The sequence below is a fragment of the Flavobacterium azizsancarii genome (genome assembly GCF_027980145.1).
Classification (GTDB): domain Bacteria; phylum Bacteroidota; class Bacteroidia; order Flavobacteriales; family Flavobacteriaceae; genus Flavobacterium; species Flavobacterium azizsancarii.
In genome coordinates, this window is record NZ_JAMZNK010000008.1 from 34,402 (window position 1) to 49,533 (window position 15,132).

Annotated in this window: 19 protein-coding genes; 11 read left to right on the plus strand and 8 right to left on the minus strand. The window is 32.6% G+C overall.

The window, feature by feature from the left end; genetic code table 11:
* Nucleotides 1-7 precede the first annotated feature (7 nt).
* Nucleotides 8-919 (plus strand): TIGR01777 family oxidoreductase, encoded by a 912-nt coding sequence (locus NJT12_RS07005; protein ID WP_271335174.1) that lies wholly within the window; start codon nt 8-10, stop codon nt 917-919.
* A gap of 2 nt (nt 920-921) precedes the next feature.
* On the opposite strand, the gene NJT12_RS07010 is transcribed toward NJT12_RS07005, so the two are convergent.
* The 4 genes from NJT12_RS07010 to NJT12_RS07025 form a co-directional block, all read right to left on the minus strand.
* Complete coding sequence (locus tag NJT12_RS07010) at nt 922-1,491, minus strand: YceI family protein (protein ID WP_271335175.1); 570 nt, start codon at nt 1,489-1,491, stop codon at nt 922-924.
* A gap of 674 nt (nt 1,492-2,165) precedes the next feature.
* Nucleotides 2,166-2,561 (minus strand): VOC family protein, encoded by a 396-nt coding sequence (locus NJT12_RS07015; RefSeq protein ID WP_271335176.1) that lies wholly within the window; start codon nt 2,559-2,561, stop codon nt 2,166-2,168.
* A 29-nt stretch (nt 2,562-2,590) separates the two neighbouring features.
* Nucleotides 2,591-3,139 (minus strand): acyl-CoA thioesterase, encoded by a 549-nt coding sequence (locus NJT12_RS07020; protein ID WP_271335177.1) that lies wholly within the window; start codon nt 3,137-3,139, stop codon nt 2,591-2,593.
* Between the two features lie 45 nt (nt 3,140-3,184).
* Complete coding sequence (locus NJT12_RS07025) at nt 3,185-4,558, minus strand: DNA recombination protein RmuC (RefSeq protein WP_271335178.1); 1,374 nt, start codon at nt 4,556-4,558, stop codon at nt 3,185-3,187.
* A gap of 208 nt (nt 4,559-4,766) precedes the next feature.
* On the opposite strand from NJT12_RS07025, the gene NJT12_RS07030 reads away from it, so the two are divergent.
* The 5 genes from NJT12_RS07030 to NJT12_RS07050 all read left to right on the plus strand — a co-directional run bounded on the left by NJT12_RS07030 (nt 4,767) and on the right by NJT12_RS07050 (nt 9,016).
* Nucleotides 4,767-5,642 (plus strand): protease complex subunit PrcB family protein, encoded by an 876-nt coding sequence (locus NJT12_RS07030; RefSeq protein WP_271335179.1) that lies wholly within the window; start codon nt 4,767-4,769, stop codon nt 5,640-5,642.
* A 6-nt stretch (nt 5,643-5,648) separates the two neighbouring features.
* Nucleotides 5,649-6,050: a hypothetical protein gene (locus tag NJT12_RS07035; RefSeq protein WP_271335180.1), complete on the plus strand. Its 402-nt coding sequence runs from the start codon at nt 5,649-5,651 to the stop codon at nt 6,048-6,050.
* A gap of 125 nt (nt 6,051-6,175) precedes the next feature.
* Complete coding sequence (locus NJT12_RS07040; RefSeq protein WP_271335280.1) at nt 6,176-6,652, plus strand: RNA polymerase sigma factor; 477 nt, start codon at nt 6,176-6,178, stop codon at nt 6,650-6,652.
* Nucleotides 6,649-8,448, plus strand: coding sequence for a hypothetical protein (locus NJT12_RS07045; protein WP_271335181.1), 1,800 nt, complete (start codon nt 6,649-6,651; stop codon nt 8,446-8,448). Before NJT12_RS07040 ends, NJT12_RS07045 begins: the two co-directional genes overlap by 4 nt.
* A gap of 46 nt (nt 8,449-8,494) precedes the next feature.
* Nucleotides 8,495-9,016 (plus strand): MepB family protein, encoded by a 522-nt coding sequence (locus tag NJT12_RS07050; protein ID WP_271335182.1) that lies wholly within the window; start codon nt 8,495-8,497, stop codon nt 9,014-9,016.
* A 60-nt stretch (nt 9,017-9,076) separates the two neighbouring features.
* Here NJT12_RS07050 and NJT12_RS07055 read toward each other — a convergent pair whose 3' ends face one another.
* Nucleotides 9,077-9,829 carry an SDR family NAD(P)-dependent oxidoreductase gene (locus NJT12_RS07055; protein ID WP_271335183.1) on the minus strand — a complete coding sequence of 251 codons (753 nt, stop codon included), beginning with the start codon at nt 9,827-9,829 and terminating at the stop codon, nt 9,077-9,079.
* A 162-nt stretch (nt 9,830-9,991) separates the two neighbouring features.
* Nucleotides 9,992-10,363, minus strand: a complete 372-nt coding sequence (locus tag NJT12_RS07060) for a hypothetical protein (protein WP_271335184.1) — start codon at nt 10,361-10,363, stop codon at nt 9,992-9,994.
* A gap of 249 nt (nt 10,364-10,612) precedes the next feature.
* On the opposite strand from NJT12_RS07060, the gene NJT12_RS07065 reads away from it, so the two are divergent.
* The 5 genes from NJT12_RS07065 to NJT12_RS07085 all read left to right on the plus strand — a co-directional run bounded on the left by NJT12_RS07065 (nt 10,613) and on the right by NJT12_RS07085 (nt 13,091).
* Entirely contained in the window at nt 10,613-10,819 is a 207-nt protein-coding gene (locus NJT12_RS07065) for a hypothetical protein (protein WP_271335185.1), read from the plus strand.
* An 85-nt stretch (nt 10,820-10,904) separates the two neighbouring features.
* Nucleotides 10,905-11,477, plus strand: coding sequence for a pseudouridine synthase (locus tag NJT12_RS07070; RefSeq protein ID WP_271335186.1), 573 nt, complete (start codon nt 10,905-10,907; stop codon nt 11,475-11,477).
* Nucleotides 11,478-11,543: 66 nt separating this feature from the next.
* Nucleotides 11,544-11,999: a tRNA (cytidine(34)-2'-O)-methyltransferase gene (locus NJT12_RS07075; RefSeq protein WP_271335187.1), complete on the plus strand. Its 456-nt coding sequence runs from the start codon at nt 11,544-11,546 to the stop codon at nt 11,997-11,999.
* 2 nt (nt 12,000-12,001) lie between these two features.
* Nucleotides 12,002-12,481, plus strand: coding sequence for a hypothetical protein (locus NJT12_RS07080; RefSeq protein ID WP_271335188.1), 480 nt, complete (start codon nt 12,002-12,004; stop codon nt 12,479-12,481).
* A gap of 16 nt (nt 12,482-12,497) precedes the next feature.
* A complete protein-coding gene (locus NJT12_RS07085) occupies nt 12,498-13,091 on the plus strand; it encodes a hypothetical protein (protein WP_271335189.1) in 594 nt (197 codons plus the stop codon).
* Between the two features lie 137 nt (nt 13,092-13,228).
* On the opposite strand, the gene NJT12_RS07090 is transcribed toward NJT12_RS07085, so the two are convergent.
* Nucleotides 13,229-14,005 carry an ABC transporter ATP-binding protein gene (locus tag NJT12_RS07090; protein WP_271335190.1) on the minus strand — a complete coding sequence of 259 codons (777 nt, stop codon included), beginning with the start codon at nt 14,003-14,005 and terminating at the stop codon, nt 13,229-13,231.
* A 94-nt stretch (nt 14,006-14,099) separates the two neighbouring features.
* On the minus strand, nt 14,100-15,128 hold the full coding sequence (locus NJT12_RS07095) for an iron chelate uptake ABC transporter family permease subunit (RefSeq protein WP_414655384.1): 1,029 nt from the start codon (nt 15,126-15,128) through the stop codon (nt 14,100-14,102).
* Between the last annotated feature and the right edge of the window lie 4 nt (nt 15,129-15,132).

The following is a 15,132-nucleotide window of genomic DNA, read 5'->3' on the forward strand; positions in this document are numbered from 1 at the left end:
AACTATTATGGCTAAAAATATCTTACTTACCGGAGGAACGGGATTTATAGGTCAGCATTTGACTGATTTGCTCATAGAAAATGGTTTTTCAGTATCTGTTTTAAGCCGTTCTGATCGAAAAAACACCTCATCTGTCACCTATTACAAATGGGATTTAACCCAAAATTATATTAATGAAGAAGCGATACTAAAGGCAGATTGTATTATTCATCTGGCAGGTGAAGGAATTGTAGAAAAAAGATGGACAGAAAAGCGCAAAAAAGACATTCTCGAAAGCCGCACAAAGCCCATTGATCTTATCTTTTCTATTCTTAAAAAAAACAATAAAATTTTAGATGCTTTTGTTTCAGCATCGGCAGTTGGAATTTATGGCGCTTATACGAATGAAACAATTTGTGAGGAGACGACGCAGCCGGCAAATGATTTTCTAGGCATAACTTGTCAGGAATGGGAAAAAGCTGTTGATAAAATTAATTCATTAGGTATTAGAACTGTAAAAGTAAGAACGGGAATTGTTTTAGGGAAAGATGAGGGTTTCCTTAAAAAAATTGTTCCCAGCTTTAAATCTGGCCTGGGCGTAATATTAGGTACAGGAAAACAATACATTCCCTGGATTCATATTGCAGATCTGTGCGAGATTTATTTAAAAGCAGTTGTTACTAATGAAATGCATGGTCCTTATAATGCCTGCATTACAGATGATACTACAAATGCTAGTTTATCTAAAACATTAGCCAATTTATTTGGATACAAAATTTGGCTTCCTAAAGCGCCCGCATTTATCCTTAAGATTGTTTTAGGCGAAATGAGTGCAGCTGTTTTAGAAGGACAAAGGGTTTCATCAGAAAAAATACAAAAAACCGGTTTTGTTTTTCAATTTACTGATCTGGAACGTGCGCTTGCAAGCTGCCTTACATAAAACTATTTTAGAGTCAGATACATTAAATCATCAGTATGAACGACTCCAATTAATTCTGTATTTGCAATTCTTGAAATCTTAGAAGCTATTTCATTGGGAATCTGAATATTAAAATCAGACACAGAAATTGGAAAATCAGATATAATCTGAATTCCATCGCCTACTTTTTTAATGAGAGCGTTTACAATTACTTCTTTCGATTTTCCGCGTAGTACAAGCTTTCCTTTAATCTGATATTCCTTTTCGATTTCATTGATATCTTTTAAATCAAATTTTTCAATTTTGCCTTTAAAGATGGCTTTGGGATAGCGGCGGCTTTCCATGTAGTTTTCGTTAAAATGTTCTTGCATCATATCTAACTTAAAACGAAACTCTTTTACAATAACAGTACAAATAAATGTACTTGTTCGTGGCTCTAAAATAATCGCAACCTGTCTGTTTACAGCTTTTATTTCTTCGAAAAATGGTACAGAAGCTTCAAAATTAATTGTTCCTGTAGTAGTAAAAAATTTATCCTGAGCAATAACAGAATACGCTGTAAATAGCAAAATAAATAAAGTAATTTTTTTCATAATCGTCAATATTTAAACAATTATGTCAATCGATTTTTTTATTTATAAGAAGAGAAAAAACTGGACTTAATTAAATTCGGGAAAAATCGAATGGCAATACTCCGTGAAAAACAGTAATCCAATCATTTATACTTAAAGTTACGTAATTTTATGCGATACGGTTGCCGATTTCTCCTAAATATTTGTGAAATGTTTTTTTTGTGTAAAAAGTGAAAATGTAGTTTGCAAAATGATTTTTTGTTTATAGAACATATCGTCTTGCTATTAAGAAATTTTTTAATGCTAATTAACTCTTTCTGCCTCAATAACTCTATCAGAATCTGCAATCTTGTCATCTCGACGCAGGAGAGATCACACAAAAAATTCGACAAAGGTTGGCGAATAGCTGAACGGAAATATTAGTGTGATCTCTCCTGCGTCGAGATGACAAACTTTGTGCTTACTTCTCTCTATTATTACTCATTCCTTAACTTAATGACATTGTGCTTTAGCTGGAGGCACTTATTATACGCAGGAAAAAGCCTTTAGCCAAATCACTTTTTTTAGACTAAAGCCTTTCATATTAATTCTGAATAAACCCCAGCTAAAGCTGGAGTTTATTCAAATAAAATTGTGATGACATTCCTCATACAAACTACAAAATTCTTTTCTGAAATAGCACCAATAATAAATATCTAACCCTGCACTTCTGTACAAATTTCGATTAAGAAACCATCCAGATCTCTGACATACGCCACAATTTGCCCCCATGGTTTTTGCGTTGGCTCTTTTACCAGTATTGCACCAAAAGAAGTTGCTTTCTGAACCAACTCTCCAACATTATCTGTAATAAAACCCAATTCGATTGCAAAAGGTTTATCTTCTAAATTACTTTCGATAAAACCGTCTTTCAAATTTTGTGCGGCTAGTTTTTTTGAAGCAAACGAAATTGTTGTTTCGCCAGTATTTAATTCTCCGTAATCATTTTCGGGAGTTACAAATTTTCTTGAAAAATCAAATGTATTCTCATAAAACCCAACAGACGCTTCTACATCTTGTACGTATAAAATTGTATATCCAAACTTTACCATTTTCCTTAATTTTAATTTGATGAATTATTCTAGCTAATTTCTAACAATACATTGTATTTAGCTAAACCTGCAAGATCTTCGATAGAGTTTACATTGGTTACTTTTTCATGTTCTTCGACCTCTTTTCGAAGTTCGATATGTTTGATTGCTTTTCTAAAACGACGAACTTCATCAAGATTAGATAAGATTAATCCGGGTACCGGAACACTTTTACCTTCCTTATCTTTAGCTACCATTGTAAAATAAGATGAATTGCAATGTTTGATCGCACCTGTCTGAATATTTTCGGCTTCGACACGAATACCTACAACCATTGAGCTTCGACCTACATAGTTAACAGAAGCTTTCATCGTTACTAATTCACCAACCTCAATTGGTTTTAAAAAATTAACCGTATCAACAGATGCTGTTACACAATAATTTCCTGAGAATTTTGATGCGGATGCAAAAGCAATCTGATCGAGTAATTGCAGAATATAACCTCCGTGGATTTTGCCACTAAAGTTAGTATGAGATGGCAGCATTAATTCAGAAATACTTATTTTCGAAGAAGAAACGGGTTTAAAATCTGCAGTCATATTTTTATTTTATAGGATAGGTTTATTTTTTTTAATCGGGGTAACTTAATTCAATAATTGATTTTCATCTTCAATTGAGGCTCTTGCGATAATATTTTCCGGAAGCGACTTTTTAGCCTTTGCTCCCATTTTTTTTAATTTTTCGACACTCGAAATCAAATTTCCTCTGCCATCAACGAGTTTGCTCATTGCACTTTCGTATTCTGTCTTAGTATCTTTTATCTTATTGCCAATTCTAACTAAATCAGTAACAAAACCTTCAAATTTATCGTATAATGCGCCGGCTTGTCTGGCAATTTCAAAAGCATTCTCTTGTTGTTTCTGATTGGTCCACATACTATCAATAGTTCGAAGTGTAGCCAGTAAAGTTGTTGGTGTAACAATTACAATATTGCGATCAAAAGCTTTATTGTACAGCGTTGGATCTTCGTTTAAGGCAATCGCAAAAGCGGGTTCAATAGGAATAAAAAGCAATACAAAATCCGGACTTTCTATTTGGTATAAGTCATGATAATTTTTGTTACCAAGTTGCTCGACGTGTCTTTTAATAGAATTTATATGTTCTTTTAAAAAATCAATTTTTAGGATTTCTGTTTCTTCGTTAATCCACCTTTCATATGCCACTAAAGAAACTTTCGAGTCGACAATCATTTTTTTACCATCAGGTAAATTAATTACGACATCAGGTAAAACTCTATTACCTTCGCTATTCGTAAAACTTTGCTGTACTTCGTATTCACGTCCTTTCTCTAAGCCTGATTTTTCTAAAACACGTTCCAGAACGAGTTCTCCCCAATTTCCCTGCATTTTACTATCGCCTTTTAAAGCTTTGGTCAGGTTTAAGGTTTCTTTGCTCATTTGAGCATTCATCTCGCTAAGTCCTATAATCTGCTGACGTAAAGCTGCATGGTAATCGATGCTTTCTTTATGTGTTTGTTCTACTTTTTTCTCGAAACCCTGAATTTTATCCTGCAAAGGCAGCAAGATATTTTTCATATTCTCACTATTCTGTTCTGTAAATTTGGCGGACTTTTCATCGAGGATTTTATTGGCTAAATTTTCAAATTCTTTGGTGAATTTTTCCTGTAGTTCTGTGATCTCGTTTTTTTGTTCTTTATGACGTTCCCATAAATTTTCAAAATCTACTTCTTTTTTAGAAAGCTGAATGGCCAGACTATCTTTTTCTGTCCGGATACTCTCTTTTTCAACATTCGTTAACTGAAGTTGTTTTTCGAAATTATTTCTTTCTCTTTCAAATTGCTCTTTTTGCAATTGCATTTGATTTACGTTCGCTGTCAACCGTTCTTCTAAACCTACTTTATCAGATTGAAACCTAGCCGAAAACAGCAATTTACCTAAGTACACGCCTACGAATAAAGCGACAATAAAAGCTAATAAGCCGGGCAGAAAATCGAACATAATTACATTTGTTTTTAAAAAGTAAAAGTAAGCAATAATACGTAGTACTTAATTTTTAAAATTGAAATTTCATTAATTGGTGCTTATTCTGATTTTAATAAACATTGTGAAAATTAATCTTATTTAAAAAAACAAAAAAACTTTCCTTTTTAACGCAACCATTTCAAAAGATGACCATCTACAGTAATATAACCTAATTAAATTTATCATGAAAAAATTAATGTTAAGCTTATTTATAGCTTTTGGATTTAGTGGATGCTCTCTTAATAATGACGATATAAGAGTTGATTGTGGAGCAAGCGAAGAATCAGCTTTTACTAATACTCCTCTTTTATGTTCATACAGTGTCAATACTTATCCTACTGTTCCAACTTATATTTTAGTATCTTCTGATGAGAAACTAAAAACTTTCTTTACAAAGCGTGAAAGCACTTGTCCTAACTCAGGTGATCTTACAATTGATTTTACAAAAACCTACCTTGTTGGTCTTTTCTCAGGTCCTAAAAACACAACCGGATATGGTATAAAAATAACGAGTATCGTAGAAAATAAGTGCGAAATTTTAGTAAACTATTACGAAAAATCACCTCAACCGGGAGAGCCTATTACTGCAATAGTAAACTATCCTAGTGATTTTATCTTAATCCCAAAAACTACAAAAGCGATTCTTTTCAATAAAACGATAGAGAATCCGGACAACATTGTAATAGGAAGTTATTCTAACCAATGTGCTGGTGGTGATTGCCAGAAATTTTATCAGGTAAATGATTTCAATATTTTGAAGTTTTTAAATGTTGTACCTAATGGTTATGATTTTAATCAATATAAATATACGTCTACAACTAAAAAAGGAGAGTATGCATTGTTATTGAAAACTGTTCCTACAGAAATTTTAAATTTAAAAGGACAAACAAAAACTTATGGTACGCCGGATTCTGCTAACCAGGGAGGTACTTATTTTGAACTTCGTCAGGCAGGAACTTCTACTAAGATTTTTATTGATAATAATGATACTGCAGATCAGAGTGCTGAAATAAAAGCTTTCAAAAAAGTAATTCAGGACAAAATCGCAACTCAAAAATAATCGACTATGAAAAAGCAATTCTTATTATTTATTATGGTATGTTGTCTTTTTTCAACTGCTTATTCACTAGAGTCAACTACCATGAATTCCGGTTCTATTGTAAACACGTGGATCTGGCAAAAATCAATTGGAGGAAATAGCAATCCGTATACGGCAACTCCTAAAACCATAGGATTTACCAAGAAAGTAATATTTACTTCTGACGGAAGGGTAATTACCTACAAGAACAATGTAGAGATTAGAAATAGTACATATCAAATAGAAAAAGGCATTAGCTTTTTCGACCAGTCAGAACATGACTTAATTACTTTTGAAGGTAAGACTTACATCATAGAAAGTCTTGACAATCAAAACCTAACAATTGTAAGCAACAACCAGGACGCAGCCCGTACTATTTTTAAAAGATAGTTTTATAAGCTTATAAAAACTATTTTTGCAAAACCAAACAATACCACTTTTTGAAAGACGATTTAGAAAAATACATTCGGCTGTGCATAAAAAATGACAGAGAGGGACAACTGAAAATCTATCAGTTGTTCTCTCCTGTTTTATATGGTATATGCCTAAAGTATATGAAAAATGAAGATGATGCAAAGGATGTCTTTCAGGAAGCATTTGTCATTGTCTTTCAAAAAATAAGTCAATACAAATTTGAAGGAAGTTTTGAAGGATGGCTAAAACGTATTTTTATTAATAAACTAATCGAAACCTTAAATAAGAAGAAGAAAGAAAGTTTCTTTCTGGATGTTTTTGATGCTGATACTGATTTTGTAGAAGAGGAAGAATTAGACGTTCCTCCTATTGAACAAGACAAGTTATTAGAATACATCAGGGATTTACCTGATCAGTACAGGACTGTTTTTAACTTGTATGTTTTTGAAAAAATGAAGCATCGGGAAATTGCAGTATTATTAAAAATCTCAGAAGGAACATCCAAATCAAATTTAAATAGAGCCAAACACATATTGCAAAAAAGAATATTGAGCATAAAAAATTTTAAAATAGCATGAAAAAGCAAAATATAGAAGATATTTTTTCATCGATGGAAGACTTTTCAAGTGTTCCGCCTCCTGAATTATGGGGCGAAATTGAGAAAAAATTAGACAAACCTAAAAAGAAGAAAAGAGTTATTCTTTGGTGGTCGGCTGCAGCGTGCTTATTATTAGGCCTGCTACTCCCTTCTGTTTTACATTTTACTTCGAATTCAGGGATCAAAACTATAAATAATGGTTCTACAGAAAACAATAGTGTTGTTCTTGACGAGAAAAAAAATGAATTAAATACAAAAACACTTCCGACTCAGGAAACGGATTCCGGGCAAATACCGCATACAAAAGAATCAATTGCGAATGAGAATGTACCACCTTTAAAAAGCAATGAAAAGCAATTTGATAATTCTCAAAAGGTTCAAAGCAATAAAACGACAGTTGCACATTCTGACACAAAAAACAATAATAATTCTGATATTACAAATCTAAAATCAAATACTGCAAAATCAAATATTAATAAGCCTGTAACAGAAAAAACACAAGTTGCTGCTACAGAAAAGGTATCTGTTTCAGATCAAAAAAACGGATTTAATACAGGTTCACAAATTCAAATTGCGAATACCGATAAAAAAACTGCAAGTAAAACATTACCTGAAAAAGCATTTATTACAAGTAAATCAAACAGTTTTAATACAAGCTCTGCTAAACAAGTTGCCAATGCTGACAAAAAAGCTTCAGACAAAATTTTAGCCGAAAAAACTTTTGCTGTTGGCAATGTAAATCCATTTAATTCTACTTCAAAAAATCAAATATCGAAATCTGTTTTTGAAGACAAACAAATTTCAAAAAACAATAACAACATCGCTTTAAATGGTGCGAATTTAAACAGTACTCAAAGAACTATCATGGAGAATAAAGCAAAAGAAAATAGTTCAGGCTTAATATCTGAGAAGCAAATAGCGAACAATCAGAAAAGCAATTCAAAATTTAATAATGTTTTGAGCAAACAGGATTCTGTACAATTAGCAGAACTTCAAAACTTAGAAAAAGGCATTGTTACTAATGATGATAAAAAAGAAACAGATAAAAAACCTCTTTCGAATGCCGAAAAATGGGCTGTCGAAGTTTTTGCCGGAGTGGCAAATTCTGAAAATTATAAAAATGACAAAACTCTTGGCAATGCAAATGATTCTAAACAAAGTAACTCTTATGGAGTAAAAACTAAATACAAAATCACTAAGAAATGGGCGGTTGCTTCTGGTTTAAAAATAAATGAATTGGGTCAGAGCGTTGCGAATGTTTCGTACTTAAACGCTAAAAACAATACTTTTTTTAGCTCCAGCGATTACTTTAATCAAAAAGCTACGGCAGATGCAGCACCACATATTAGTACTAATGATAGTTATGTATTTGTTCCCAACACAACTTCTGATGCGTTGAAACAAAATGGTATTCAAAGCAATAATATGCAAACAGGAAATTTAGATCAAAACTTACGATATTTAGAAATGCCTTTAGAAGTTTCGTATGCTATTTTTAGCAGAAACAAGGCTAGTATTAATTTAAATACTGGTGGTTTTATTGGGAAATTAATTTCTAACAATGTGGCTTTAGACGGAAGTTCTATTGGTGAGAATGTAAATGCTAATGATTTTGTGTATGGATCTACGTTGAGCAGTACAATACAATACAGGGTGTACAAAAAAACAAATGTTTTTGTTGAACCTGCGATGAATTATTATGTAAATCCTTTAAGCAATCAATCTTTTAATCAGTTTCAGTGGGGATTGAATTTTGGATTGAATGTATCTTTTTAAAGTTCTTTTTGTCCTAATTTTACAACAACCTAAAAGAGCTTCTTAAATGACAACCAGAAATAACTGGACTATTCCGGAATCATTGCCTAAAGATTTAATTATCGCCAAAGACGTGATTTATGATTGTTGTGATTATGAAGTTTCTCAGCCGAAACCGGAAGCTGAAAGTGCTGATTATGATGCTTACACTTTTTATTTGAACGGAAAGCACATTTGTTACAGAATGTCTAAAATAACTCCAACAAAAACGGGACAGTTTGTAACGTTGTGGAAGCGGAATAAAACTGGAATCATCGAACCTTTTGATTTTTCAGATGCAATAGATTTTGTAATTATCAGTGTTCGTAAGGATGATTTATTTGGACAATTCATTTTTCCTAAAAGCATTTTACTGGAAAAAGGGATTTTTTCGACAGCAACTAAAGAAGGCAAAAGAGCGACAAGGGTTTATCCACCTTGGGATGAGACAACCAGTAAACAAGCACAAAAAACACAACAATGGCAATTGGATTATTTTTATACAATAAATCCGGATCCGGATTTAAATAAATTCAAAGTTCTATTTTAAACGTAAACAAGGCTATCTCAAAATCGAGATAGCCTTGTTTAGTTAATATAAGAAAAAATGCTAAATTGCTGTATAACCACCATCGGCAATGATATAACTTCCGGTTGTAAACGATGACTTTTCGGAACTTAAAAAAACAACCAGCTCTGCAATTTCCTCAGCGGTTCCCAAACGATTCATTGGCGCTTTTGCCGCGATGGCTTTCATAGCATCATTATTTAAATGATCTTTTAACAACGCAGTTTCAATATAACCTGGCCCAACAGCATTACAACGAATGTTTTTTAAAGCATATTCGACTGCTATATTTTTAGTTAAACCTACTACTCCATGTTTTGATGCTGTATAAGCGGGACTAAGAGGAGCTGCAACCTGCCCGTGAATCGATGCAATGTTTACAATACTTCCTCCACCATTTTTTTCCATTTGCTCTAATTGATATCGGCAGGCATAAAAAACACCGCTTAAATTCAAGGCAATTACTTTATCCCAGTCTTCCGGTTCATATTCTCCTGTTGGTTTCGCCGGTCCGCCCATTCCTGCATTATTACAAGAAATGTCAAGTCGGCCATATTTAGAAACAGTTACTTCAACCATATGTTTATTGTCGCTTGCACTCGATGAATCTCCTTTTACAAAAAAAGCTTCTCCACCTTTATCCTTTATCGTTTTTACGGTTGCTTCACCATGTTCTACATTAATATCTGAAAGTACTACTTTTGCTCCTTCTCGAGCGTATGCTTCTGCTACTGCACGTCCAATTCCTGAACCTCCACCTGATACAAAAGCTACCTTGTTTTCTAAAAGTGCCATCTTTAATTTATTTAAAATTTGTACTACAATTTACGAAGATATTGACAGACAATCTTTCTAAATATTAAGTTTAGAATAACATTAACTCCATTTGCCAATCAAATGTTATTTCAAAGAAAAATGCTCGAAATCAGCAAAATATTCACTATTTAAAGAATAACCTTACTCCTCATCTAATTTCATATTTCCTCTGTCTTTATGACTTTCAGGATTAGAATTTGGGTAACGATTTGGTGTAACATCTGAGTTTCTGTCTTTGTTCTCTACCGTTTTTTTTACTTCTTCATCTGTCGAAACTCCACGGTTTGCATTTGCACTATTTGTACTCTTCTTATCTGGAACTTCTTTTATTTCTTCATTTACATCTCTGGCTCTTTCTACAACTTCTTTATTACCATCCTCATCTGTGACGACCTCTTTTTTTAGTTTCGATTTATCTACTTCTGTATCGTGAGAAATATTTTTTCCTTTAGATTCATCTATATTTTTTTGTACGCCATTTATCTTTTTTGATCCTAAATTATTAGTTTCCATAATTCTGTATTTTAGTGTTAGTCTTATAATATTACGAATTCTTAAGCTCAAAACTAAGTCCTTTAACATTGCTTTTAGTTTATTTTAAACTTTATATTTCAAACCTCAAAACCAATAACAATATCATTTTCAAAACATTGACCTGATAAAATTGTAGATTAACATTCAAAATCATACATTTATATATCCTTATACGATTTAAATAAGAGCTATATTTATAAACAACTTTTAAGGTATAAATCACTTATTATGAACTTTTTTAAAATCAAAACAAATTGGTCAAATGCTGAATTTACTATCATAAAATTATGCATTGCATCTGCTTATCTTTTAATTGGAAGCTACTTTCATAATTTCATCAAAGATTATTATGCTCCTTTATTAATAGTTTTTGGTATAACCTTAATTTGGTTTGTGTATTTATGGCTGAAGAAAATGAAAGCAAGAAATCAGTAACAGATACAATAATTATTTTACTCCGTTTATATTCTTCTTTAATTACAGCCGAAACAAAACTATCTTTGCAGTCAAAAAATACAGCATGCATAAACATTTCATTCTTTTTAAACCTTATGGCTATCTGAGCCAATTTATCTATGAATTAAAAAGAAAGAAAAAGCTTTTGGGAGAATTACATGATTTCCCCGAAGGTACAATGGCTATTGGCAGACTTGACGAAGATTCTGAAGGATTGCTCCTGCTCACAACTGACGGAAAAGTAAGCGAACAGGTGCGAAGCAAAAAAGTTGACAAGGAATATTATGTTCAGGTTGATGGCATTATTACTCCCGAAGCTATCGAAGAACTGCAAAAAGGTGTCGAAATAGGTTTCGATGGTGGAAAATACAAAACGAAACCTTGCTCTGCTTTTATCGTTACCGAAATTCCGGATTTTGGTCCAAGAGCTAAAAAGATACGGGACGAACGCCACGGACCAACTACTTGGGCATCGATAACCGTTAATGAAGGTAAGTTTCGTCAGGTTCGAAAAATGACTGCCGCGGTTGGTTTTCCTACTTTGAGATTGGTTCGTGTTCGAATAGGAAATGTATATTTACAAAACTTAAAAGCAGGAGAAGTTCTGGAAGTGACGGATTTTAAATTAGAAAAATAATTAGATAATGTGTCAATTTGAAAATTACATAATTCTCAAATTAATCGAATAAACAAATAAACGATAATGCTAAACGTTGTTCTTGTAGAACCTGAAATACCAAATAACACTGGAAATATTGGACGATTGTGTGTGGGTACAGAAAGTAGATTACACTTAATTCATCCTTTTGGATTTGTAATTAATGATAAAAACCTAAAACGCTCCGGTTTGGATTATTGGGTACATCTTGATGTTACCGAATATCAAAATATTGAAGAATGGATTCAGCAGATTCCGGATCAGTCTCGTGTTTTCCTGATGAGTTCTCATGCCGAAAAATCTTATCTTGAAACAGATTTTCAGGATGGCGACTGGTTGGTTTTCGGAAAAGAAAGTATAGGTCTAAGTCAGGAAGTTTTAGCCCGTTTTGAAAATCATTTAACGATTCCGATGTCGAAATTAATCCGCAGTTTTAATATTGCCAATTCTGTGGCTTTTGTGCTTGGAGAAGCTAAGAGACAGATTGGTTTGAAGGTTTAAATATGAGACCAATTATTGATATAAATAACTTAAGTTATTCTAAAGAAATTTTAATTTACGATACAAGAACAAATATCTTATTAAGAATATTACTTTTAATTGGACTTGCCGTTGCTGCAATATATTTTCTTAATCAGAATCAATCTCTTGCAGCTCTTGTGTTATTGGGTATTTTTCTATTTCAAATTCCTTATCTAATTAAAGAAATAAAAAGAATTGATGAAATTCAATTTAGAATTAATTCTAAAGGAATTCAGTATCGAAATTTAATTCTGGTTTCATGGAGTAATATTGAAAACGAAAGAGTAATTACTGAATATAATGATGAAAAAGATATTAGTTATTATTTCATTTACTACATTATTGATTCAGGTCAAGTAATGAAATTTAATCTTTCAAATTTAAGTACAGATATCAATGAATTATCGCTTGCTCTAACGATACATAGAAATAGATATAAGAAGGAAAATGATATAGTTTAGCAATCATACCATAACAATGACAGAAAGAATAATATTTACACTACAAGCTATACAAATAGATTTTTTTACTGCATTTGGGCTTTTGACAATTCTATATTTTGTACTTTCAATTTTTACAAAAAATGAATTTATTAAAAACGTTGATGAAGAGTCAAGTCGTTTTATTATATTTTTAGGAATTGTATATTTAATAATATGGTCAGTTGGATTATGTGTTGAATTAAAACATTTAGATGCAGAAGATAAATTTAATCTTCTAAACCGTATGTTTGGAAAATATTGGTTTGGATTTTGGATACAACCCTTACTTTGGGTTTTAATAACTCAGTTGTTGAGATTTGAAAAAATCAGAAAAAATACACTCGTGAGATTACTTTTTAGTGTATTGCTTATTTTTTCAATTGAAAAAATGATAATAATTCAAACTTCTTTTCAGCGAGATTATTTACCAAGTACCTGGACAATGTATAATGATTTAGACATTTATCCTTCAAACTTAATTGTCGAGTTAATAATGAAAATTACAATCTTTTTATTGTTTGTTAGGATCTTCACCCTCATTACTAGAAAATTAAATAATTCCAATTTAAAAATAACTTCTACTAAATAGATAAAAACCTTGCAGGATACAAATTCACTAAAATTCTACTAAAAATTATAGTCCTAGCCCTGATGGAAACGGCATCCTTTTGTGCCGGGGTTCGCCACAAAAGATATAGTAGACAGCAGGAATAGCTCCTGAAATAATTAAGTAATTACAAACTTTCCTTTCTCAGCATCAAAAACAATATGTTCGTCTTTGAATAAAGTAGCAAAACTTCCTTTTGAAATCAAATGACAAGGTTCGTCCTGAACAATTAATTCCGGCGTCATAATAATCATTTCATCACTTAACTGAACCGCCAGATCAATATCATGTGTAGAAAATAAAATACACTTTTGGGTTTCCTGCGTGAGCTTTTTCAGCAATTTAAATAACGAAACTTTGTGCAGTAAATCGAGATGTGTTGTGGGTTCGTCCAGAATAATTAGCGGCGTATCTTGCGCCAAAGCTCTTGCAATTAAGACCTTTTGCAATTGTCCGTCGCTGATTTCATAATGTTTTTTCTGGGCCAAATGCTCGATTTGGGTTAATTCTAATGCCTCCTGAATTTTCTCAATATCAATTTGGGTTAATGTGTCAATCCAGTTTGTATAAGGCTGACGTCCCAAAGCCACTAATTCAAACACGGAAAGATTGCTTGGCGGTAATTTTTCGGTTAAAACCAAACTTAAATTTTGTGCTAAATCTAAAGGTTTATAGGTATTTATATCTCTATCGTTCAATAAAACGTTTCCGGATAAAGGCTGCTGAATTCCGGTAATAGTTCGCAACAAAGTCGATTTCCCTATTCCGTTCGCTCCAATTAATGAAATTAGTTTTCCTGAAGTTAAATTCAAATTTAAATTTTCGGCAATAGTCACGGTTGTTTTCTTGGACTTATAACCAATGCTTAAATTTGAGGTTTTTAGAATAGTTTTCATCTTTTTAAAGTTGCTAAGTTTTATTGCTACGGTTAAATGATTTAAAAATCTGTGCAAACCCGTTTAATCCGTACAATCTGTGTGCCAATACTATTTACTGAAAATTTCTTTTTCGCATTAACAACCAAACCACAACTGGCGCTCCAATTATAGATGTTATGGCATTAATAGGCAATGTGGTATCTAATCCCGGTAATTGAGATGCTATATCACAAAACAACATAATGATTCCACCATAAAAAAACGTACTCCAATATAAAACGGAATGATTACTCGTCTGGAAAGTCAGCTTTGCAATGTGTGGAACCGCCAACCCTATAAAAGCTATCGGACCCGCAAAAGCTGTAACACTTCCGGCTAGAATACTTGTTGCAAATATGATGGTTAGTCTCGCTTTTTTGTAATTCAATCCCATGCTTTTAGCATAATTCTCACCTAAAAGCAATGCATTCAGCGGTTTGATGCTACTTGCGCTTAAGAGCAACCCCAAACCAATGCAAACTGACAGAACTGTAATGGATGTCCAGGAAAGATTTCCGAGACTTCCTAAAGACCAAAATGTAAATTTCTGTAATTGTTCTGCTGAACTAAAATAGGTTAAAACGCCAACAATAGCACTGGTAAAACTACCAAACATAAGTCCTACAATTAAAATTGCCATTGTATTTCGTAAGCGTTGTGCGACTAATAAAACCAGCAATAAAACTGAAACGCTTCCTAACGTAGAAGCCAATACAATTCCGTACGGTGATAATAAAACTGAATTCAGAAACGGTGGCAATAACCCTGCTCCCAAAATTACAACTGCCACTGCTAAAATTGCTCCTGAACTTAATCCCAAAACATCTGGACCTGCCAGCGGATTTCTAAATAAGGTCTGCATGAGCAAACCACTTATCGATAATCCTACACCCACTAACATAGCAGTAATTGCTTTTGGCAAACGATAATTAATAATAATATATTCCCAAGTCGATTTGCTTGCCTGACCTCCGGTTAAGCTCGTATAAACCTCTTTGAATGGGATTGTAACGGATCCTAAACTAATGTCCAGAAAAAACATAAATAAAAGGGCAAGACTAAGTACCGAAAACAGGATTATATTTCGCTTTTTATTAATCAATGCT